The organism is Ferrithrix thermotolerans DSM 19514, assembly GCF_900128965.1.
Lineage (GTDB): Bacteria > Actinomycetota > Acidimicrobiia > Acidimicrobiales > Acidimicrobiaceae > Ferrithrix > Ferrithrix thermotolerans.
Map to the genome: position 1 here is coordinate 1 of NZ_FQUL01000037.1, position 23,035 is coordinate 23,035.

Genomic DNA, 23,035 nt, shown 5'->3' on the forward strand with positions numbered 1-23,035 from the left:
TCGAGATGGTCTTGATGGACGGTCGTCTCTGTCACGGTAGCTAGGACGTGAGTCTTGGTCACGGGTTCGAGATGGTCTTGATGGACGGTCGTCTCGAATGCGTCTTTGCACCGATCTCTTGCTAGAACGTTCTTCTTCAGAACCCACGATCTTCAAACTCCCATCTCGCATCGGCTAACACAGATAGACCTCTAGGCGGCAAATACGACCCTCTAAACACTAGCCACTACGTCCTGCAATTGACTTAGACGTTTCAAAATCTAAGCAAGATCAAATCAAGGCTGCTACAACAGCCCACTAAGTCTATAGGTAAAGAGTCACCCTACTCCTAGCTCTTCCTAGCGGATGTGACAGTTCTCCGTAACACCCAGCTACCCTAGCCAAGCAATGACGCGAAGATTGTAGGCGACTGAATTTGGAGATAGCATCTGTCATAGCAGCCGAAGATAGCGAGTTCTCCCGGTATTTACAGATTACAAAGGACCGCTCGAACGCTTTGGTTGATGTCTTCTGCCAAGAATCTGGAGGGAAGTCTAAATACATCCATACCCTACTTTGAAGCTCGGGTGAGCCTCTCTGTGAAGACCAGAGGCTTCCGGACCTCTCGAATTGACAAACGACGCCTCTCTTAGGACACTGCAACACTTAGGAGGCTTGCAACCAATCAGTGGCTATCTTTCCACCACATGAAAGGGCGTCCCTAATCAAGTACGGTCTCTGTTACCTCCTTCCAATCAACTCCACAGCCCAGGATGAGACCTCGACTTCACACAATGGAGTTAGAGATTAAGGCTCAACTCAACAGTACAGATCAGCATTTCAACTGGAATAGATCGTGGCATTTAGACTAGGTCTATGAGAATTGGCGAACTATCAAATCTGGTGCAGGTTCCCGCAAAGACACTTCGCTACTACGAAGAGATAGGGGTACTTTCTGCCCCAACACGCACCGAACAAGGATACCGAGACTACTCCATCGAATCGGTCGACCAGATACACTTCATAAAGGCAAGCCAGTCCGTAGGACTCTCCCTGGCTGAGATACGCGAGATCATCGGTTATCGGAGAAATGGGATCATCCCTTGCCAACATGTACTCGGGCTCCTGAAGCAGAGATCCAAGGAGTACGAAGAAAGGGCAAAGGCATTGATAGATGCAAAGAACACAATCGACGCTCTGATCACTAGAGCCGAGACCCTTACTGTTCAAGACTGCCTGGAAGGAAATATTTGTCACGTCATACCAACTGATCGACTTCAGTTGAACCACAAATAATCAAATGGAAACCATCCCTAGTGATACAGAGCTCGCTGAAATAGTTTTTAGCTATCCATTCGAAGTCGGTAGGAGCACTCCCAAGGACTTCAAAAGGTCACCAACAATAGAAATTCTCGACCCCCGACAACCCTCACAGCTGGGTATCTGTAACGCTCTTTATCTATCCATATAAAGACAGTCCTGTCCGCTTCGACAGACGCTAGCTTGTACCCCCTCTAGAACACATAGCGCTAGAAAGAAACCTGCTTCGGCTGGCCAAGACACTCTTGAGGAGGTCGATGCACTTCACGCTCACCTCAAGCTCCCTTCAAAGAAGTTTTTGCTGCTAGGCATCGGCAAAACGAGAGATATAGCGCCTCATGGCATCGTCGACCACGTACAAGTAAGTTCCTATAACGCCTCGTGTAAGTAGAATCGAGTATATGTTCAATACATAACTGCGAAGGTCTTCATCAGAGACGTTCCATCCCTGCGCTTTGTTTCCCTCCTTGCCTTTTCTATCAAAGTAGTTTTGTCGGTCGACCTCGATCCGCTTTTTGTTCTCATCGTAATAGAGATCCGCACCTATGATAACACCAGCGTAGTTGAGGTCGTATCCCTGCACGGTATGTACCGAACCTACCTCGTTGACGGAGTTGGGAGACTCTATCCAGTCCGTTGGCATGGTATTCCACCGCAACGCACACCCATCGATGACTATATCGTACGCTGTCTTATCTTTCTTTGACCGCCATGGCCAGGCAAATCCAGCAAGCAACCTAGATAGTCCATACTTGCTGTCTTGTGCCCTGATAGCGTCTCTCATGGCTTCGAACTCCCAAAACAGCCGAAACTCATAGTCAGGAAAGTGGAGGCGACTAGGCGGTTCATCGTCAGACAGGATCGCCCTTACGTAACCAACGTAGTCTTTACCTGCGCGAACACGCATTTGAGACGACAAGTGAAAAAAGGTCCCTGCTTTTTTTGCCTCTGCAACTACGTCCATCTGAAGTTCAAACGGCAGATCTGCGGGTCTGACACTTTGCATTGGATCGATCATCAAGATCTGGTGGTTGCTCTTCTTTTTGATCCAGTCAAGCTGGGTCACAGCCTCAAAATCCTTATCAGGACACAATTTAGAGGTAATTGCCGCAAACTTTCGATTCAACTCTGCACTCGCTTGATTCGCACGCCTCGATAGACGGTGAGTCTCATCTACGATCAATAGATCGAAAAAATCTTCACTCGCACCCACCTCAAAGGGCGACATTACCCAAGTCGCATCGAGACCATCTGTCCTTTGGAAAACTTTCTTGATTGAGGCCCTTAGTGACTGTTGAGGAACCACTAACCTCACCTTCCAAGAACGAAGAAGATACCGAATATCATCGACAAATAACTCTCCAAAGGGCGACTGCAGATCAAGATCTGAAGTGGAACCACTTCTTTGCACATCGGCCAACAGCTTCATGAGGTAGATAGCCAGCACCGTCTTTCCGGATCCGGGCTCCCCTAAAAGCACCGCTGTCAAAGACTGCCGATATTGAGCCTTTTGCAGCAAAGCATGTATCATCTCGCTCATTACCAAGCATTGATCCTCAACGAGCGGTATAAAGGGAGACAACTTATAGGTGGAAAGGTTTTTGATCTCATCGATCTCTTTTGCAAATAGGCCATGCTCTACTTTTAGCGCTTGAAAAATATCCTCGAATATCTGCTGGTAAAGCTGACGGTTGTAGTAGTCCGCTTCGCTCATCCCGGCGTTTCGGTTTAGCACCTTGAATCTCCCCTCTGCTGCAGCCAAACGGATCAACATAGATTCGAGATCCAAGCAAGCGGACTTGTTGAAGGTCTCCCCTACCACGACTCTGACGCTACGAAGTTCTCGCTTTTTCTCCGACTCAAGATGCTGTCTCATTCGAGTAACCGCATTTGCAGACTCCCCTATGTAGATTCGCTCCCCATCGTCAAGGGTGTACACCACAGGCCAGTTGTCGTGTCTTCCATCGGCTCTACTCCAAAGAGATACTTCGTGCAACGAAAGCAACTTGATCTCAAAGTTCGTCATAGCGGTCACTTTTTCCTTTCGCTAGCTCCACGGGATACTTCGTCTTTGTGATCTCAAGCTTTTCAAGCACGATAGTGTCAGCCTCAACTCCAAGTCGATCCGCTAACAAAATACAGTAGGTAAGTACGTCGGCCAGTTCTTCAACAACTCTCTCTCTTTTTGCGGAGTCACTCCACTGAAAACACTCAAGAAGTTCTCCCGCCTCGATAGCGATGCTCTTCGCTAAGTTTTCAAGGGAATGGAACTGCGTCCATTCACGATCATCTACAAACGATCTAAGTGCGCAAACCAACTCATCTTGCCGCAAAGCTCACGCTCCCCGAAACCCTTGGATATCCAAAGTCCACAGACGGCCAAATTATATCAAATGAAAGAGTCAGACCTTGAGCTACGATACCGTAGGTCAGGCTACTTCAAGAACGATATCTTCATAATGGGGTAACATAAAGACATGGCTGATGTCGATCTTTCTGAGTACTCCAAGTCCAAATATGGGTCCCGAAAGTTGTCGGGCTATCTCAAGACCCCTGATGGAGAGGGACCTTGGCCAGCAGTGGTGGTCATCCATGAGGCCTTCGGACTCGACGATAATACCAAGTTACATACTGATCGTCTGGCAAATATGGGTTATTTGGCGCTTGCGGTCAATCTCTTTAGTGACGGACCTAAAACTAGCTGTCTCATAAGCACCATGATCGCACTCTCAAAGAGACGGGGTCGAGCTTTTATAGATATCGATACCGCACGCAATTGGCTCCTTGAGCGCTCTGACTGCACCGGTAAGGTTGGTGTAATCGGCTTTTGCATGGGAGGAGGCTTCGCTCTGCTTGCAGCCCAGATGGGCTTTGCCGTGTCGTCAGTCAACTATGGTCAGGTGCCAAAAGACATAGACGTCTTAGCGAAAGACTTCTGCCCCGTGGTCGCAAGTTATGGAGCGAGAGATAAAACCTTGAAGGGAGCGGCTGCAAAGTTGGAGGCCGTATTAGAGGATGCGGGGGTAGCAAATGACATAAAGGAGTATCCAGAGGCAAATCACGGCTTTTTGAACGAAGTTCCGGCCGGTCCCACCTTTATCAGACCCTTACTCAAGGTTTCGGGATTCGGGCCCAACAAAGAGGCTGCTGACGACGCCTGGCAAAGGATCAGAAGCTTTTTCGAGACCTATCTGAACTAAGGTCTAACGATTCCCACACCCACGTCCTGTCCCTCCCATCAAATCGATTAGGGCGACTCCGCTGTCGAGATTTCATTCTCCAATTGATCCATCTCCTAGGTGGGGGGTCAAGCCCGCCCCGATGAACTTAGCGAAATACTTGCCTAAATGCAACTTGACATCTCTTGATCGCATAAACAAGAGGATCCCTAGACGATTACCAACATACGACGCCCCTCGTGCACTCTATGAGCAGACCTTGGCAGGCCAAATTAGCCTATACACTTCCAAAACACAGCAAAACACAGCTGGCTAAGGAAATCGATGGCTAAGAGGAGGCGTCTCCATGGCGAAGATGGCAGTATTGGGCGCTGGGGTTATGGGGACATCGATCGCTTATAGGTTCTCGCTAAGTGGCTGGGAGGTTCTAGTTGTCGAACCCAACCCATCACAGAGAGAACGTTCCAAGGAGTCTGTGATATCTTTGGCTGCAGACGGCATAAGACAAAGTAAAGTAACTGAACCACAAGGTGTAAGATCGGTAAACAACGTTGAGTACCTCGAGACGCTCTCGCAGCTGCCACAGGCCATAGACCTTATCGTCGAGTGCGTACCCGAAGATACTGACTTGAAATTTAAAGTCTTAAAGGAAGCGGAAGCTTTAGATCCAAAGGTCCTAACCACGAGCTCAGCTTCAATCTCAGTGAATCTACTGGCAAAGTATCTTGACCATCCCGAGAGGTTCCTTGGACTGCACTTCTTAGATCCAAATTTGGAGTCAAAGGTCGTCGAGGTTGTGAGAGGAGGTCTTACATCTGAGACTACCCTCAAAGCCGTCCTATCTTACATAACCTCTATCGGCATAGAGAGCAGTACGATCCTCGACTCTCCGGGTTTTGCATCTAGCCGTTTAGAGATAGCTTTGGCTTTGGAGGCGATGCGCATGGTTGAAGAGAGTGTCTCCACTCCCCAAGACATCGATCGCCTGATAACACATGCCTTCGGACACGTAGTTGGACCACTTATGCAAAGTGACATGTTAGGACTTGACGTACGGCTTGAGACCGCCATTAGGCTACAGGAGTCGCTGGGAGAGAGGTTTCGCCCTCCACAGCTCCTCATCGACATGGTACAACAAGGGAGATTGGGCAAGAAATGTGGCGAAGGGTTCTACCGATGGAGCTAGCTACTAAGAAATACAGACCTCACTACACCTTCTTGGCAACGGTAATCTCGGGATCCCAACAGATCGAGCCTTGGTCGAAAAGTCGTCACCATAAGATAAAGTAGAAGTCAGAAAGCCACGTAGGCAGTGAGAGACTTTAGTGATCTTTCCGAGACAGAGGAAAACAAGTTGCGTGTAGTCTCACTCGTTCCTTCCGTAACTGAAACTCTTATGTCTTGGAGCATCACACCCGTTGGATGCACCAGGTTCTGCGATCAGCAGGGTCTTTTATCCGTTGGAGGAACCAAAAACCCAAATCTCGAAGTTATTAAGGACCTAGAACCCGACCTCGTGGTAATGGATGCCGAAGAAAACAGACTCGAGGACTACCAAAGCCTTCAAAGGCTTGACATCAAAGTTCACGTGTTACACATAACTTCTATAGAAGACGTCGAGGTACAGATATCTGAACTTGCGAAGAGAGTCGGGGTGCGTTGGCCGGGTCTCAACTTGCCAACACCGCCCCCATCTTACGAGATTAATGCATTTGTACCTATCTGGAGGAACCCTTACATGTCTATCGGAGAGAGCACATACTGTGGGTCCCTCCTTGGATACCTTGGTGTGAATTTGGTACCGACCACAGAAAAACGCTACTACACGCTAACGCTTGAAGACGCTGCGAAATCGAAGCCGGATATTGTCCTTGCACCAAGCGAACCTTACCCATTTTCCAAGCGGCAACTACCGGAGCTAGCTAGCGTGGCTCCAGTTTACTTCATAGACGGTAGAGATCTGTTTTGGTGGGGAGCTCGCACAACAACCGCCCTATCCAATCTGGCGTCGTTCCTAAAGACCGTGCAAAGCGAAGGTTACCAGCACCTCCGATCCTAGTTGACTCGACGCAGCAGCCACCTTAGACACCGCTCCGACACTTTCCGAGCCGTGATGGCCTAAACTTATGCACCTTGACATTACTAGGAGTTCCGACTATTGTAAGTCCTATGAGTGATCACGACCAGAACGAACAAGCTCTGTACCGCCCTAAGCACTCGCCCAGATTCATAACGGCTGCCGCCCTATTTGATGGTCACGACGCCGCTATCAATATCATGAGACGGCTTTTGCAGATGCAGGGAGCAGAGGTTATCCACCTAGGACACAACCGATCGGTCGAGGAAGTGGTAAGAGCGGCACTTGCTGAAGACGTACAAGGAGTAGCCATCAGCTCTTACCAGGGCGGACACATGGAGTACTTTAAGTATCTGGTCGATCGCCTAAGGGAAGAACACCGAGAAGATGTCCTGATCTTCGGAGGTGGCGGTGGCGTGATAGTGCCAAGGGAGATCAAAGAGTTAGAAGACTACGGAGTCAAGAAGATATTCTCACCCCAAGACGGACAGAGGCTCGGACTGAAAAAGATGATCAACCAGCTGATAGAGGCTTGCGACTATGATCAAACCGAGCTACCTGTCCCCTCCTTGGAAGGAGCGTTACTTGGCGATCACGGGACTCTTGCTCGGCTTATAACCTTCATACAAGCCGGAAAGCTCGACAAAGAGCAAATCGCAGAGATTCAAGCCGCCGCAAATAACAGCACAAGCGTCGTGATCGGTATCACTGGAACCGGAGGATCCGGAAAGTCTTCACTTACAGACGAACTCATAAGAAGAGTTCGTCTAGATCAGCAGGACAAGCTAAAGGTCGCAGTTCTGGCGATTGATCCGAGCAAGAAAAAGGGTGGCGGAGCCCTTCTGGGAGATCGCATTCGCATGAACTCGATTGAGTCTCCCTCCGTCTACTTCCGATCGATAGCAACGCGAGGCTCTTCGTCGGAGATTCCCTCCTTTGTCCCTCTGGCGATAGATCTCCTAAAGGCAGCTTCGTTCGATCTGGTGATCGTTGAAACTCCGGGCATAGGTCAAGGTGACGCTGCGGTTACAGAGATCGCAGATATCTCTTTGTATGTTATGACCCCTGAATTCGGCGCACCTTCACAGCTAGAAAAGATCGACATGATCGACTTCGCTGATGTTATTGCAATCAACAAGTTCGACAGATCGGGAGCTAAAGACGCTTACAAGATGGTGGCAAAACAGTGGTCAAGAAGTCACTTTGATGAAGGTTATAGCGATGAACCTCCAGTCTTTGGAACGATTGCATCGCGCTTCAACGACGATGGCACCACCGCACTATACCAATACCTCCTAGAACGAGCGGTCGTTAAGGGACTGCAAGCCTCCGACTCAATCTTGCCCAAGGTAACAACCAGGCAGTCCACCGGCGAGAGGTCCATTTTGCCAGCCCCACGAGCGCGGTACCTAGCTGAGATAACAGAGACAATTCGACGATATCACAGAGAGACTGAAAAAGATGCAAAGAACCTCAGAAAGCTTCAGCAGGTAAGTGGCGCCATCGCTCAACTAAGACACAACGGCGTGACCCAAACGGATGATCTAGATGCACTCGCTGGAGAGCTTGCAAAGAAGATCGCAGAGGAGAGCAAAGGTATCTTGCTCAAGTATCGGGAGCTTGAAGATAATCTCTCCTACCGAGATCAAGCTCACGTATTAGACCAGGAGTGGATCGAGCGCTACATGCACAAGTCTCTATCGGGCACCCTATTTCCAAAGGTAGCTCTCCCCAAGTTCCACGACGACGGCGATCTCTACACCTGGCTGAGGAAGGAAAATCTCCCGGGACACTTTCCTTACACCGCCGGAGTCTTTCCGTTCAAACGCCAAGACGAAGACCCTACTCGCATGTTCGCCGGAGAGGGAGATCCAGAGAGAACCAATCGCCGATTTCATCTTCTCGCTGACGGGCAGCCAGCAACTAGACTCTCTACCGCTTTCGACTCGGTAACGCTTTACGGCCGTGATCCAGATATCCCTCCTGACATCTACGGCAAGATCGGAACCTCAGGGGTCTCTGTCGCAACGCTGGATGACATGAAGACTTTGTATCGAGGCTTTGATCTTTGCGACCCAAAGACGTCAGTGTCGATGACGATTAACGGTCCTGCACCAACCGTACTGGCTATGTACTTCAATACAGCCATCGATCAGCAGGTCGATCGATTCACGAAAACCAACGGACGGACTCCGACTGAAAAAGAGTATGCGGAGATCAAAGAACGTACCTTACGAAGTGTGCGGGGAACGGTTCAGGCTGACATCTTAAAAGAAGACCAGGGTCAAAACACCTGTATATTTTCAACAGAGTTCTCGCTCTCCGTCATGAGTGATATTCAGCAGTACTTTATAGATCACGAGATTCGCCACTACTACTCGGTATCCATCTCTGGCTATCACATAGCAGAGGCCGGAGCGAACCCCATCACACAGCTCGCCTTTACCCTTGCCAACGCCTTCACTTACGTCGAGGCTTACCTTGCGCGGGGGATGGAAGTGGATGACTTCGCTCCAAACCTATCGTTTTTCTTCTCAAACGGAATGGATCCCGAGTACACGGTCATAGGTCGGGTGGCACGACGAATATGGGCAGTCGCCATGAGGGAGAGGTACCACGCGAACGAGCGATCCCAGAGACTGAAGTACCATATACAGACTTCGGGAAGATCCCTGCACGCACAGGAGATGGCCTTCAACGACATCCGCACAACCTTACAAGCGCTTTGTGCGATATACGACAACGCAAATAGCCTTCACACAAACGCTTACGACGAGGCAGTCACCACACCGACTACCGAGTCTGTCCGCAGAGCCTTAGCGATACAGCTGATAATCAATAAGGAGTGGGGTCTTGCAAAGTGTGAGAACCCCAATCAAGGCAGTTTCATCGTGGAGGAGTTAACCGACTTAGTGGAAGAGGCCGTCTTAGCGGAACTGGACCGACTTGCAGAGCGAGGTGGAGTCCTCGGTGCCATGGAGACGGGGTATCAAAGAAGTAAGATCCAAGACGACTCTATGGTCTACGAACAGGCAAAACACGATGGCTCGCTGCCGATAGTAGGCGTCAACACCTTCATAAATGAAGACACAGAAGATACCACCTCCACATCTATCGAACTCGCACGCGCAACAGAGGAAGAGAAGTCAGGGCAGATACGCCGACTTCGAGAGTTCAATGAACGTCACTTACTCGATCGCGATGAAGCTCTAAAGCGCCTTCGAGACGCTGTACTTTCTGGGTCGAACGTCTTTGAGGAGCTCATGGAGACAGTTAAGTACGCCTCACTCGGAGCTATTACACAGACACTCTTTGAGGTCGGCGGCGTATACCGGCGTAACATCTAGATCCCTGAACAACGAAAATAGCCAAGTCGGTGCTCATCAGATGAGTAAACTTCAACCTAGATATTTGGGCAATCGCTTCCACGAAGCAGATGTAGAGCACGATATAGGTGGGCTCGATATGAAAGCTACCTAGCTTGATCGCAATGCTGGAAGTTCCACTTTGTGACCTGACTAGTGTTGAGAAGGTCTTCTAGTTGCCGACAAGTAGGCTGTCTGAAAAGGTGTGGAGATTGAACGAAAGTTTTTAAGCAAATGACCGAAAGACGAGATACTGACGCCATCGCAGAGGCCCGAAGACAGTGGAACAAACGTTGGCCCGACGCTGCAAGTGCTATGGCAACCGCCACTTCAATAATGCGCGCTCAGCAGATTGTACTCAAGGCGGTGGACGACTCTCTAAGACCCCTTGGTCTGACATTTGCGCGCTTTGAAGCCCTAACCCTGCTGTCATTTACAAAAACAGGCGCTCTGCCTCTAGGTAAATTGGGGAAGCTACTTATGATTCATCCAACATCCGTCACGAACATCGTGGACCGACTAAGTGATGACGGTTACATTGAAAGAGTACCCCATCCCAGCGATCGCCGTACTACACTCGCAAGAATCACAAACGAAGGTCGATCGTTGGCCAAAAAAGCCGCCGACGTTGTAAATGCAATAGGGTTCGGCCTCGACGCCCTCTCTGAAAGCGAGAAGGAGGCGATAGTTCAGATTGTTCGTCGCCTCAGAGTCTCTACTGGTGAACTTAGCTAACATCGGAGCTTGATATCAAAGTTGCTAGAGGGTCGGATAAATGACGCTCTCTCTCATAGGTTAGAAAGTGCTGGAATTACTCAGCACCATATCCTGCATTATGGCTAGAAGTTGGGAGTGGCTATACCCACCGAGTTCTGAGGATCCACTACCGCAACACTCCACTTAGTGCTCTTATTAGCCTTGATAACGATCTTTTTAGGCCACAGAAACCTGGCCGGACCAGAAAGATTACTACCGCCTCCACCACTTGGATAACAAGACGGTTCGTCAGTAGCGTTAGTCGGATAGACGGTGATCGACAAGATACCAGTTCCCACGCATATTCCATCGATACCTATGTACCCACCGGGCAAATAACGAGGATTCTTTGGACCAATATAGGTGATATTTGGTAAGGTGATCGTCGCCGATCCAGTTCCAGTTCCAACGTAAAACACCACCCTGTCCTGATCAGCTGGTATCAGTTTGGGAAGCGATGAGGAAGGCAAGATGCTACAACTTGCAAGCCAAGTAGCTGCCGTCAAAGAAAACAAGACGGAAGTAAAGCTTCGTAGGGGCTTATAGTTAAATCTGCCTTGATGGTTTGACAACAACTCCTCCACTACCAAACTCCGGCATATTCAAAGGTCGGAGAGGCATGCCTCTGAACCGTATTTGCTTGGTTACCGCCCCAAGAGCTGCAGTTGCCTTGAATGGTACAAAGGCGATACTGATCGACTACGTCGTGTTGCCAGTATTTAGATCCGGCTAAAACCGGACCGTATCCGCCTGCTGGAACCGTGACCGAAAAGCTAGCTCCTAAACCATCACTATATGACCAAGTCACGCTAAAGCCCAATAACGCTGAGATCTCACGAGCTGAGATGTTTCCTAGACTTCCGCCGATACTCACACTAGTTGTTACGCTTTTATTACAACCGTAGGTCTTTGGATAGGACCTTTGTTGAGCGTAGTTACAAATTCCCCAGTCACCGCCGTACTCTCCCTGGTAGATGTTTTCAATGTTTCGGTACTGGTAATAGTAGTTCTCGTTGTTAGGTCCAGATACCACCGGTGACTCAACTATATGACCTGGCACTACAGTTGCGCTGACATCTGTCGCATTTAGGTACTTGGGTTCCATAACATATCCTGAGCTTGCTACCCCAACGATAGTCAGAAGAACACCCCCTAAAATAGGTTTCTCACCTTCAAAGTTCCACCCCTTACGACTACAACTTACACTTCAAAGCTGTAGAGCGTAAATCGTACCATATAACGTTGTGGATGTCTTGAAACCTAAAAGAATGCGAACCGCCGGGAATCTACCCTAAGAATTAACCACCTCCAATGTGCGATCCGGCCAGAACATAGATGGGAGGACAATCACATGAAAGAGAAGTTGCACTTACCAGAGCAGGTCATTTCGAAACTTGCCGAAGGCGACCAGATGCTCAATGAAAGAAAAACATATGCTTTATTCACTAGGGGATTTGGCATCAGTGAGACCACCTTGCACCGCCTCAAAGAACACCTAAGGCACATACGTTAGCTTTGTTATATCACAACATGAAACGTGCTCCAAGAAACTATAAGCCAGAAAACCAAAGGGCAAAGCTCATGGTGGCAGAGCCAAGCACTTTGATACCTTGATGGCAAAGGAGTTGGCGACTTGGAAACTTCTAACCCGGAGCGACGCGTGTAAGTTCTGCTTAGGTTGTTGCGCAGTCGGTTTCCCTCCATGTCAATCTTGGATAAGGCCAATCTCTTTACTCATTTTTTGAGCGCACAATAAAGTTACGAGTGACGGAGATATGATTGCCCTGACGATCAAGGAGACGAGATACATACACCAAAGTAGATACATCCTCACCGCTTCAGACCCAGAGGTCTCCCAAATGGCCACGAGGACCTAAGAAGGTTCTCTGCTGTCTACAAAGCATAGATCATCGCAGAGTGAGGATGCCTTTAGGGCATCGGACAAGGCAGCTCAGCGATCTACGAGGCTCGGTTATCTCTTGGCTTGGGCCTGGTCTCATAGTTTGGATATGCTTGCCCAACTGCCAAAACATTGCTTCTAGTATCACCTTATACCCCGAAACCTCGCTAGAAGTGGTTCAACCGAACTACGACGAAGCTCCGGGGTCCGATGTGTACTTAGCCAAGCTCCCTTAGCACAGTTACGTCCATGTCCTGATCTACCACAGTGACGTTGTAGCTTGCGACCATAGGATCCACTTGTTACTCAAGGTATCGGTAAAAGGAGACCGACCAAGGGAGCCTGTAACCCAGGGAGATAACTAGAACGATCCCAAGCCATTGACTCCGTTTACCACACCGTTGCCGGTTGGACCATCATAAGCTGGCATTAGGGCAGGTGATAGAGTTGGGGACGCATTGCACAGGTATGTACCGCAGCTACCATTGGATCCACTTACCACGTTGGTCAGTTGACCGTCAGAGGAACCATATAGCAGAGATGGACTTGCACTAAAGTTGATCTGCGATGCCTGATCGTACCCTTGAGCAAGGGCGTACACGGACGACACCGTTGGAGACGCAACGCTGGTTCCTCCAAATACCAACCATCCTGTTTGGCCGTAGGTGTCGTAAACGGCGACACCGGTATTTGGATTTGCGTCCGCAGCGGTATCAGCCACCGTTCGATTCGCACACGCAACGTCCCAACCAGAGGCCTGCCAAGACGGTGCGGGTTCGTAAGCAGAACAGCCACTCCCAGAACCCGACCAGACCGTCTGACTCCAAGACGGCAGCCCGTTGGAAACTGCGTAATTAAGGGTCGTGCCGCCAACAGCAGTAACTCCGGGAGAGGCGGCAGGGAACTCGACACCGTAACCGTTGTCGCCAGCACTTACCGTAATCGCCGTCGTATTTGTACCGCTATAGACGCTGTTTGCGGATGTCTCCGAGGAGAACTCAGAGCCTCCGTAGCTATTGGATATAGCCACAGGAGAGAGTGTCTTTGCAAACTTCACGGCCGTCTCTAGGTCTGAGAATGAGGCGCTGTTGGCCTCAACGAGATCGATATTGCAGTTTGGACAGATAGCGGAGACCATGTCCAGATCCAATGAGATCTCCTCCGACCAGGAGGTATTGTCCTTGGGGTGAGAGGTCGTCGATCCGTTTTGGTTGTAGATAGTGAAATGAACGCAACTGGACGCACCTGATGCTTCTGGAGTTCCACATATAGGTGGGATAGAAGTAGTCTGCGTCCCCGGCACGGACCCCGCCTTACCGTTGAAGTAAGAGCGGTAGTAAGACAGGTCTTTGAGGGCATATGGATCGTTGTATGCATCTACAATCACCACGGTCTCGTTAGATCCGTACTTTCCAGAGTAGCCATACAACCCATAAGCAGACTGAAGATCAGAGGGGTAGTAACCCGAAGGTGTCGTCGACGAGGTCGGCTTCGACCTTGCGGATGACTCTTTAGTCCCATGCCAGTTTGCCTTTGGATCTACCAGCTGCACCGAGTCGCATGCTGCATACCCTGGGCTTGGAGTCGAACACACCTTGACCTGGTCCAAAGCCGGAACCGCACCTCCTCCCGACGAGGCCGAAGCACTAACGGTGCTCACCATAGAAGCCAAAAACACCGCTCCAGCAGCAGTGACGCCGAACTTATGAACTAGCTTCACACATCCTCCTATGCCTTAGACAACGACAATCGATCATGTCTAACACAGTTTTGGAGACATCATCTACGATTTAGGAGATTTTTCTGGGTAAAGATCGAAACCCGCCACAGATCCAAGGGAGTAGTTACGACCGTCGACATAGGCTTCGTTGGGTAGATCTTTACTAAAGCGCCAGATCGCTTTATAACGATGACCTACCCAGGTCGAGGCGAAAGGCGAGAAGCATGCCACCGTCTTTCATCTTGAAGTCACGACGGGGAATACGCTCGAATCCAAAGGAATGATAGATGCCATGAGCAACCACCATCGGCTCACTCGAGTACAAAAAGATCGCCTCGGCGCCGTCCACCAAGGCCAGATCGATACAGTGTCGAACCAGAGCCTTGGCGACGCCCCTTCCCTGTAGTTTCGGATCGACTGCTAGCATGCGTAGACCAACCTCGCCCTCTTCAAGGCTCTCTGCATAAGGTGACTCTCTATCATTTACATAGGTTATGGATCCCGCCACAACGTTATCGATCAGAGCGACTATGACTAGACAACTCTGCGCACGTCTTGCCACATCTAAAAGCTCAATCTCATAGGACTTGCCTAGCCCCTCCCCGAGCAGTGCTTTATAAGCGTCCACGACTACTGATCCAACAGCCTCATACTGCGATACCGTCGCCTCACTGATTGAGATATCCGTCACTCGTGTGAGCCTCCATCCACCTTTGCGTCCAACTTCGCCATAGACAACAACTAGAGCGAGTCCTTCATCTTTAGTAGGCCGTGACAAGACCTCTGGCCTCGTAGAGATAATTCTACGCACGTGACTCCATCTAGACACAAACCGGGAACCGGGAACCTATGAGAGATACGGTACGTGATCCTTGCCACAGACGATCTCTTACTACAATCTAGAGAGCAGGTTGAACGCATAGTTGGAGCGATGGTGCCAGTGCCAATTGGGTCTAAAGGACCAGCCTTCAGATCGTTCCGACTTTAGCTCTTCGGTGAAAAACACCACTAATTCCCCGATAGGCGAATTGGAGCAGGCTATGCGTAGCCGTGGACCGGTCGTATATCCTTGTCAGATCTCCATAAGATCAGTCGCAGTGATCTAAATATCAACTCCTTTACTCTCTTAGTGAGGGTCGTGGCCAACAGGTGGATGGGGGATGGTGAACACCTCCTCATCTCCTTAGCCCAGAGAGTTCATGAACAGACGAAGCCTCATCAGTTCTTTGTAGGCTAGAAATGTTTCGAAACCATTATTTTGGCTTACAAATTCAGAGTAATCCGAAGCTCCTTCTAGACAATCCTCCGAATTCCGTATAATATCGATGCAACTTTGAGGTTCTACTGATATAGAACATCTTCAATGAAAAAGGGGGCTGCAATGAAGGTATGGCCATCAAAGAAGTCGGCCTTTCCTACTACACCGAAAAGATCAGCGATTGTGTTGGGCGCTTTCGCATTGTTATTGGCGTCATGTTCTTCTTCCTCTACTGCGTCTACTAGCTCCGGCGGCTCATCGACGTCGTCTACTCCGACCAACTACGCAACCTTTGCCCTGCACAGTGGAGACACCTTTAGCTGGGTTCTTCCTCTTCCCAATCAGGCAAACTACGAGCCGTGGGATCAGAACGCAGAGTACGGGATGTATCGACCCTTATACATAGCGGGAATGGGCACACAGCCGACTATCGACTTCACAGCATCGATGGCTGATCCACCGGTCTACTCAAACAACAACCAAAGCGTGACAGTCACTCTAAAGCCTTACAAGTGGTCAGACGGACAGAGCCTCACAACAAGAGACGTGCAGTTTTTTTGGAACCTGTACAAGGCTAACAAGGCCGAGATAGCCACGTACGTTCCTGGAAACTTCCCCGATAACGTATCGAGCTTCGTTGTGGACAGTCCCACCACCTTTACCCTCAACCTTACGACTCCAGTCAACCCAACGTGGTTTACCGATAACCAGCTAACCGACATAGTCCCACTCCCCCAACATGTTTGGGACAAAACATCTGCATCCCAGAAAGTTAGTAACTACGATCAGACCACCGGTGGCGCCAAGGCTGTATTTCAATACCTTACCAAACAGTCTTCTGAGATAAGCACGTACGCAACCAATCCACTTTGGCAAGTTGTCGATGGTCCATGGAAGCTACAGTCCTACAACGCAACTACTGCACGTACTGTGTTTAAAAAGAATCCGAACTTCTCCGGTACCCAGGCAAAGCTATCTGGCTACATCCTTGAGAGCTACCCCAGCCAGACCGCTGAGCTTGACGCCTTGCGCTCAGGCGCTTTGGACTACGGATACATACCGATCTCTGACTACAAGATCGCCGGTACCCTCAAGTCCGACGGCTTTACCGTAGTCCCGTGGATAACTGCTTACGTTCAGTGGGCGGAGCTGGGTTACACCAGTCCGAAGTACGGTCCCCTTGTCAAACAACTCTACATACGTCAGGCGTTACAGCACCTTGTAGATGAGCCGCTTTACATGAACACCGTCTTACACGGCTACGGACAGTACACCTACGGACCGGTACCGAATACACCCGGATCACCTTATGTAACCGCCGCAGAACAAAGCGACCCTTACCCCTACTCGATCTCCTCGGCAAAGTCTCTGTTAGAAGCACACGGTTGGAAGATGGGGAGCGGCGGCTACCTAGTCTGTGGATCACCGGGAACCGCACAAGGTGAGTGCGGCGAGGGCATCAAAGCCGGTGCGACTCTAACGCTTTCTTTCATGTATCAGACCGGCACTCCAACACTTGCCGGGCAGGTTGAGTCCTTTGCCACGTCCGCAAAGTCTGCGGGGATCGATATCGTATTAGATCCACAGTCTCAAAGCACGATGTTCTCTGTCGGAGGTGTATGCCCTCCTGGTCCGTGCAACTGGGGGATCATCCTCTATAGAACCTTTCTTTGGAACTACGGACAAGGCGACGTTCTGCCAACCGGTGGTCAGATCTTTGGTAAAGGCAACTACTGGGGCGGAGGATACTACGACCCAACTGCCCAACAGTTGATCCAGCAGACCCACACCCAGGCAGGAGACTCGAGCCTCTTTGCCTACGAGAACTACATCTCTTCCCAGGTAGCAGCGCTGTGGTTTCCGACTTGGGACTGGCAGATCTCTGTCGTCTCTAACAAGCTAAAGGGGTGGGATCCGCAACAGATCTTCGGCAATCCACAGCCTTCCAGGTGGTACTTCTCCGGAGGGGCATAAGACATGGCCGGTTACCTGCTACGTCGCATGGGACAGGCGCTAGCGACCATGCTGGCGGTTAGCGTAATAGTCTTTGTGATCCTTCATCTTCTCCCTGGTGGCATAGTTAGGGCGCAGTTGGGATCAAAGGCCACTCCGCTAGCGGTTCACGTCCTTGAACAACAAGAGGGACTGCTAAAGCCTTTACCTGTTCAGTACTGGATCTGGCTCAAAGATACATTATCTGGTAACCTCGGCTTCGCCTACAAACTAAATCAGCCCGTATCCTCACTTATAGCTGAGTACGTGCCCCGCACATTCATGCTCGTTGGAATATCGATGTTGTTCGCTATATCTATTGCGGTACCGATGGGACTGTGGCAGGGCAATAGGAGAAACAAGGCCGACGACCACGTGATAAGCGCAACGATGCTAATACTATACTCAATGCCAACGTTCCTGCTCGCGGTCGTACTGATAGTGGTTCTGAACCTGTGGTTGCCGGTATTCCCTTCAACGGCTTCAGACTACGGTACAAGCTTCCTTGTGGACGTAAAGGACTTAGCGCTTCCAATCCTCACCCTTACACTAGCGAATGTGACCTACTTCAGTCGTTACATGAGATCCTCAGTAATAGACAACCTTCTAGAAGACTACGTAAAAACCGCCAGAGCAAAAGGGGCTTCAAGGGGTCGTGTTCTGGCCAAACACGTGCTTAGAAACTCACTCAACTCAACCGTTACCCTCCTTGGACTGACACTTCCCTATACCGTATCGGGATCTTTAATAGTTGAGTCGATATTTGATTTTCCGGGTGCTGGTCTGTTGTTTTGGAACTCTGCACAGACGCGCGACTTTGAAGTTCTTCTCGGAGTCGTCCTCGTGATCTCAGCCGCAACGGTGATGGGCAATCTCCTCGCTGACATCTTGTACGGGATTGTCGATCCACGAGTAAGGAGTAGATCGTGAAGGTCTCAGAACAAGCAGAAAGAAGGACCGCATCTAAAGACAAAGAAGGTGCGAACGTAAATGTCAGACAATCTAGCTCGGCGTCGGCACTACAGGTCTTTATGGCCAATAAGTTGGCCGTCGGCGCAGTACTGGCTCTTTTAGTAGTAGCTATGTTTTCATTTTTAGGTCCACTCCTCCACCACACCAATCAAACGGCCACAAATCTGACTATGGAGAACCTACCCCCGGGACCCCAGCACATCCTTGGAACATCCCCAACAGGAAAAGACGAACTTGGACGCCTTATGGTAGGGGGACAGTCGACCCTCGAGGTGGGGCTCGCAGTCGGCCTACTCTCTACAGGTTTTGGACTCATCTGGGGGACCATCGCTGGTTATGTAGGTGGCGCAGTAGATGCTCTTATGATGAGGGTAGTGGATGCAGCCCTGTCGATCCCGTTTCTTTTCTTTGCTGTGCTACTGGCTGCTGTCATAACACCGAGTGTTCCTTTGATTATCTTTGTAATCTCAGCCGTTAGCTGGCTGTCAACCGCACGTCTTGTTAGAGGCGAGACATTGAAGGTTCGAACCTACGACTTTGTTGCAGCTTCCAAAGGGTTCGGCACCTCTAATCGATCTCTGATCACAAGGCATATCGCTCCCAACGTTCTGGGAACACTAATAGTGAATGGCACTTTGAAGGTTGCCGATGCGATATTGATATTCGCATCCTTGGGATACCTTGGCTTGGGGGTGGCTCCACCGGCCACCAACTGGGGGGCAACCTTAGCTGCTGGGGTAAACAATATCTTCAACGGATACTGGTGGCAACTGTGGCCCGCAGCCATAATGATAATCGTAACGGTGCTCTCCGTGAACGTCTTGGGCGACGGACTTAGAGACGTCGTCGAACGACGGTTGGCAAGGTCCTGATATGAGATCCTCCAAAGAAGCCGTGGCTGAGTCAATCTCGCAGATAAAGCCAGAGGTATTCTGGCTAGACAACTTTGGACCCAGAGTTCCAAACCCACCTCTAGCTACCAACTTGGAGGTGGACTGCCTAATAGTTGGAGGGGGTTTCTCAGGGTTATGGACAGCGCTACATCTAAAAAGACGGGAGCCGACTCTTGAGATTGCACTGATCGAAGCCGGCACCATCGCCTCAGGGGCTAGTGGACGAAACGGCGGCTTCGTCGACGCAAGTTTGACCCATGGGGTGGAAAACGGCATCGACCGCTACCCTAAGGACATTGAGCTGATCGAGAGGCTAGGATTCGAGAATCTCTTAGAACTTGCCAAGGATGTGCATGAAGAAGGCATCGACTGCGATCTAAGCTTCAACGGCACATTGGACGTCGCAGTTAGGGAATGGGAGATTGACGCACTTCGTCAAAGGGCGAAGCTTGGTGAAAGGTTCGGATACGAACAGCAGTTCCTAGACCAAAAAGCAACCCGTCTCGAAGTCAACTCTCCCACATATCTAGCATCTCTTTATACCAAGGACCGCTGCGCATTGGTTGATCCAGCCAAGTTAGCCTTTGGCCTCTTTGAAGCTATTGTGCGAAGGGGAGTAAAGGTCTACGAAGGCACGGCTGCCACCGCAGTAAGAGACAGGGGTAATGAGGTTGAGGTCTCTACTTCAGGGTCAGTAATCATCCGAGCCAAGAAACTTGTCTTGGCTACCTGCGCCTTCCCTTCTCTGCTGAAGGGGTACGGAAGCCTAATTCTGCCAGTATACGACTACGTATTGGTAAGCGAGCCGTTAGACGAAAGACAGTTAGCCGAGATTCGATGGCACAACCGTCAAGGCCTTGCAGACAGCGGAAACCTGTTCCACTACTACAGAATGACGAAAGACAACCGCATTCTCTTTGGGGGCTACGACGCCATCTACCATTTTGCAAACTCAGTAGATCCGGCCTACAACTTTCGGAAAAAGTCCTTTGAAACACTTGCAACGCATTTCTTTGAAACGTTCCCAAGCTTGCAAGGGTTACACTTCACCCATGGGTGGGGAGGTCCGATCGACACATCGTCGAGGTTCTCCATGTTCTTTGGCTCCCGCTACGGGGCCAAGGTGTTTTATGTTGGCGGCTTTACTGGCCTGGGGGTAGGAGCGACGCGTTTTGCGGGCAAGGTGCTCGCTGACAAGGTGCTAGGAGAGGACACAACCCTTACACGCCTGCCTTTCGTGACACACAAACCGCTACCGTTTCCTCCGGAACCCTTTCGGTCATTTTTTGTATGGCTGACCCGAAGATCTCTTATATCAGCAGACGGTCACGACGGTCGCAGAAACCTCTGGCTCAAACTGCTAGACGCAATGCACATCGGCTTTGACTCCTGATAAGGAAAACTCTCATGAACCCAACCCTAAAAGTTGATCAACTAACCACAGAGATCAGACTAAAGTCAAGGGCGATCCTCCCTGTAGAGAACCTCTCTTTTGAGATATACCCTGGTGAAACCCTAGGAATCGTCGGTGAGTCCGGTTCTGGGAAGACGATGGCGGCAATGTCTATAATTGGCCTTCTTCCACCTGGCGGGCGAGTGAAATCAGGTTCTGTTATCTTTGACGACAAGGATCTAACCAAGATAACAGAGAAAGAACTGCAGAGCATCAGAGGAAGGCAGATCGGAACCGTTTTTCAAAATCCGATGACCTCACTCAACCCATCAAAGACCATCGGGTGGCAGATAGCAGAGTCACTAAGGATTCACAAGATGGCCACAAAGAAGGAGGCGCTGGATCGTGCGCTCGAGGTAATCAACCTTGTTGGCATACCTGAGGCAAAGCGGAGGATCGACGAGTTTCCACATCAGCTATCTGGTGGCATGCGGCAACGGGCGATGATCGCCATAGCACTGGCATGTGAGCCAAAGCTATTGATAGCAGACGAGCCTACCACTGCACTAGACGTAACGATCCAGGCACAGATACTGTCTTTGCTTGAAGACCTAAAGCAACGACTCTCGATGGCCCTGCTGCTTGTCACCCACGACATGGGCGTCATTGCAGGACACGCTGATCGAGTTCTTGTTATGTATGGCGGAAGAATGCGGGAAGAGGCAGATGTCGAGCAGCTGTTCTCAGCTATGAGACATCCTTACACTCAGGCGCTTTTGTCTTCGATACCTCGCGTCGACGACATCCGCACCCCTTACTTACCCGTGATAGCAGGGCTACCTCCTGATCTGATCGATCCCGCACCTGGATGTAAGTTTGCCCCTAGATGCACCTTCGCTTCGACAAAGTGCGAAGAGGAAGAGCCGTCAGAAACGCTACAAAACCATCGTCATCGCTACAGCTGCTATCATCCAGTTGCTGGACCCCTTCACATCGAGAACAAAGACCCTCTCGAGTCGGTCACCCCTCCAACTGGGGACAGCCTTAGACCCAAGATGGTGCTGACCCAGAAGATCTCTAAGGTCTACAACCTGCACTCTCAGATTACGCAGCGACAGGTGGGGCAGGTGCGTGCGGTTTCTGAGGTCGATCTGGAGGTGAGAGAGGGCGAGACCTTAGGAATCGTCGGTGAGTCAGGCTGTGGCAAGTCGACCTTAGCACGCTTGCTGGTGGGATTGGAGCCACCCTCAGAAGGGCAGATATCACTCGACGGGCAAGAGATAACACAACTGAGAAAAAATGAGCTCAGGCGCAAGCGGCGCAACTTTCAGATGATGTTTCAGGACCCTTACTCTTCACTGGATCCACGGATGACGATAGAAGAGTCAATTGCAGAACCACTAATCTCCCAGGGCATCGGTGATCGTCAAGAACGTAAACGACTCGTGCATGAGATGATTCGTGAGGTGGGACTACTTGACTCCTCTTTGGCTCGTTATCCCCACGAGTTCTCTGGCGGACAGCTTCAAAGAGTAGGTTTTGCCCGAACCCTCATACTAAGTCCAAAGGTGGTGGTAGCAGACGAACCGGTCTCTGCACTTGATGTGTCAGTCAGGTCGCAGATACTAAACCTCATGAAGACCTTGCAGGAGCGGCACAATCTAACCTACATCGTCATCTCTCACGACCTCTCGGTCATAAACTTCCTTGCCGATCGAGTTGGGGTGATGTACCTTGGCAGGATCGTCGAGATCGGCACCACCGACTCGGTCTTTCGTCGCCCAGCCCACCCATACACTAAAGCCCTGTTAGACTCGGTTCCGGTACCAGATCCAAAGGTATCTCGGCTAAAGAGAGCCCCATCTATCGATGGTGAACTCCCATCCCCCATCAACCCTCCATCTGGATGCCACTTTAGAACCCGCTGTCCTTTCGCCATCGATCTCTGTAGTCAATCTTCCCCGACCTTGCAAGAGCTTGACGACAACCACCTAGTCCGTTGTCACAGGGCGGAAGAGGCATCGTTAACAAGGACACTTTCGGCTCTCACGCCTTGAACGGAGGTTCTATAGTCCTTGTTCACACAAGAATTCCACCTTCAGACGATCAACAGCGGAGCTCCGATCAGCAACTCTAACCTACATATCAGACTGCTCTACATCTCCACCCGCCAGGCAAATATGTAATGAAGCCCACTAATCACATCACGTTACATCACATCAAAGATCTAC

General features: G+C 50.3%; 17 protein-coding genes. 11 read left to right on the forward strand and 6 right to left on the reverse strand.

The features are described from left to right. Positions 1-855 precede the first annotated feature (855 nt). Complete coding sequence (locus BUA24_RS09765) at positions 856-1,275, forward strand: MerR family transcriptional regulator (RefSeq protein WP_072791925.1); 420 nt, start codon at positions 856-858, stop codon at positions 1,273-1,275. A 328-nt stretch (positions 1,276-1,603) separates the two neighbouring features. Here the strand turns inward: BUA24_RS09765 and BUA24_RS09770 are convergent, their stop codons facing one another. Both BUA24_RS09770 and BUA24_RS09775 read right to left on the reverse strand, forming a co-directional pair. Continuing rightward, a complete protein-coding gene (locus tag BUA24_RS09770; RefSeq protein ID WP_072791927.1) occupies positions 1,604-3,325 on the reverse strand; it encodes a DNA/RNA helicase domain-containing protein in 1,722 nt (573 codons plus the stop codon). Continuing rightward, on the reverse strand, positions 3,312-3,632 hold the full coding sequence (locus BUA24_RS09775; protein ID WP_072791930.1) for a nucleotide pyrophosphohydrolase: 321 nt from the start codon (positions 3,630-3,632) through the stop codon (positions 3,312-3,314). The genes BUA24_RS09770 and BUA24_RS09775 overlap by 14 nt, the downstream gene beginning before the upstream one ends. 144 nt (positions 3,633-3,776) lie before the next feature. Here BUA24_RS09775 and BUA24_RS09780 point away from each other — a divergent pair, with 144 nt between their 5' ends. The 5 genes from BUA24_RS09780 (at position 3,777) to BUA24_RS09800 (ending at position 10,655) form a co-directional block, all read left to right on the forward strand. Continuing rightward, a complete protein-coding gene (locus tag BUA24_RS09780) occupies positions 3,777-4,499 on the forward strand; it encodes a dienelactone hydrolase family protein (protein ID WP_072791933.1) in 723 nt (240 codons plus the stop codon). 325 nt (positions 4,500-4,824) lie between these two features. Next, positions 4,825-5,664, forward strand: a complete 840-nt coding sequence (locus BUA24_RS09785) for a 3-hydroxyacyl-CoA dehydrogenase family protein (RefSeq protein WP_072791936.1) — start codon at positions 4,825-4,827, stop codon at positions 5,662-5,664. A 168-nt stretch (positions 5,665-5,832) separates the two neighbouring features. Continuing rightward, a complete protein-coding gene (locus BUA24_RS09790) occupies positions 5,833-6,537 on the forward strand; it encodes a helical backbone metal receptor (RefSeq protein WP_143146513.1) in 705 nt (234 codons plus the stop codon). Positions 6,538-6,647: 110 nt separating this feature from the next. After that, entirely contained in the window at positions 6,648-9,902 is a 3,255-nt protein-coding gene (gene icmF, locus BUA24_RS09795) for a fused isobutyryl-CoA mutase/GTPase IcmF (RefSeq protein WP_072791942.1), read from the forward strand. Positions 9,903-10,154: 252 nt separating this feature from the next. Beyond that, positions 10,155-10,655, forward strand: a complete 501-nt coding sequence (locus BUA24_RS09800; RefSeq protein WP_072791945.1) for a MarR family winged helix-turn-helix transcriptional regulator — start codon at positions 10,155-10,157, stop codon at positions 10,653-10,655. A gap of 104 nt (positions 10,656-10,759) precedes the next feature. On the opposite strand, the gene BUA24_RS09805 is transcribed toward BUA24_RS09800, so the two are convergent. The 4 genes from BUA24_RS09805 to BUA24_RS09820 all read right to left on the reverse strand — a co-directional run bounded on the left by BUA24_RS09805 (position 10,760) and on the right by BUA24_RS09820 (position 15,107). Continuing rightward, on the reverse strand, positions 10,760-11,248 hold the full coding sequence (locus tag BUA24_RS09805) for a hypothetical protein (protein ID WP_072791948.1): 489 nt from the start codon (positions 11,246-11,248) through the stop codon (positions 10,760-10,762). Between the two features lie 11 nt (positions 11,249-11,259). Further along, positions 11,260-11,781, reverse strand: coding sequence for a hypothetical protein (locus BUA24_RS09810; RefSeq protein WP_072791951.1), 522 nt, complete (start codon positions 11,779-11,781; stop codon positions 11,260-11,262). A gap of 1,156 nt (positions 11,782-12,937) precedes the next feature. Further along, positions 12,938-14,296 carry a S53 family peptidase gene (locus tag BUA24_RS09815; RefSeq protein WP_218587462.1) on the reverse strand — a complete coding sequence of 453 codons (1,359 nt, stop codon included), beginning with the start codon at positions 14,294-14,296 and terminating at the stop codon, positions 12,938-12,940. A 181-nt stretch (positions 14,297-14,477) separates the two neighbouring features. After that, positions 14,478-15,107 (reverse strand): GNAT family N-acetyltransferase, encoded by a 630-nt coding sequence (locus BUA24_RS09820; protein WP_178138794.1) that lies wholly within the window; start codon positions 15,105-15,107, stop codon positions 14,478-14,480. A gap of 570 nt (positions 15,108-15,677) precedes the next feature. Between BUA24_RS09820 and BUA24_RS09825 the strand changes: the two genes are divergently transcribed. Genes BUA24_RS09825 through BUA24_RS09845 form a run of 5 tightly spaced genes read left to right on the forward strand, consistent with a single transcriptional unit; the run spans position 15,678 to position 22,861 of the window. Next, on the forward strand, positions 15,678-17,528 hold the full coding sequence (locus BUA24_RS09825; protein WP_178138795.1) for an ABC transporter substrate-binding protein: 1,851 nt from the start codon (positions 15,678-15,680) through the stop codon (positions 17,526-17,528). Between the two features lie 3 nt (positions 17,529-17,531). Beyond that, positions 17,532-18,476 (forward strand): ABC transporter permease, encoded by a 945-nt coding sequence (locus BUA24_RS09830; RefSeq protein ID WP_072791955.1) that lies wholly within the window; start codon positions 17,532-17,534, stop codon positions 18,474-18,476. Beyond that, on the forward strand, positions 18,473-19,390 hold the full coding sequence (locus BUA24_RS09835) for an ABC transporter permease (protein ID WP_245790426.1): 918 nt from the start codon (positions 18,473-18,475) through the stop codon (positions 19,388-19,390). The genes BUA24_RS09830 and BUA24_RS09835 overlap by 4 nt, the downstream gene beginning before the upstream one ends. A 1-nt stretch (position 19,391) precedes the next feature. Continuing rightward, positions 19,392-20,804 carry an NAD(P)/FAD-dependent oxidoreductase gene (locus tag BUA24_RS09840; protein WP_072791958.1) on the forward strand — a complete coding sequence of 471 codons (1,413 nt, stop codon included), beginning with the start codon at positions 19,392-19,394 and terminating at the stop codon, positions 20,802-20,804. A 14-nt stretch (positions 20,805-20,818) separates the two neighbouring features. Next, the gene (locus BUA24_RS09845) at positions 20,819-22,861 is read left to right on the forward strand and encodes an ABC transporter ATP-binding protein (protein WP_072791961.1); all 2,043 of its coding nucleotides are present in this window, start codon (positions 20,819-20,821) and stop codon (positions 22,859-22,861) included. Positions 22,862-23,035 lie beyond the last annotated feature (174 nt).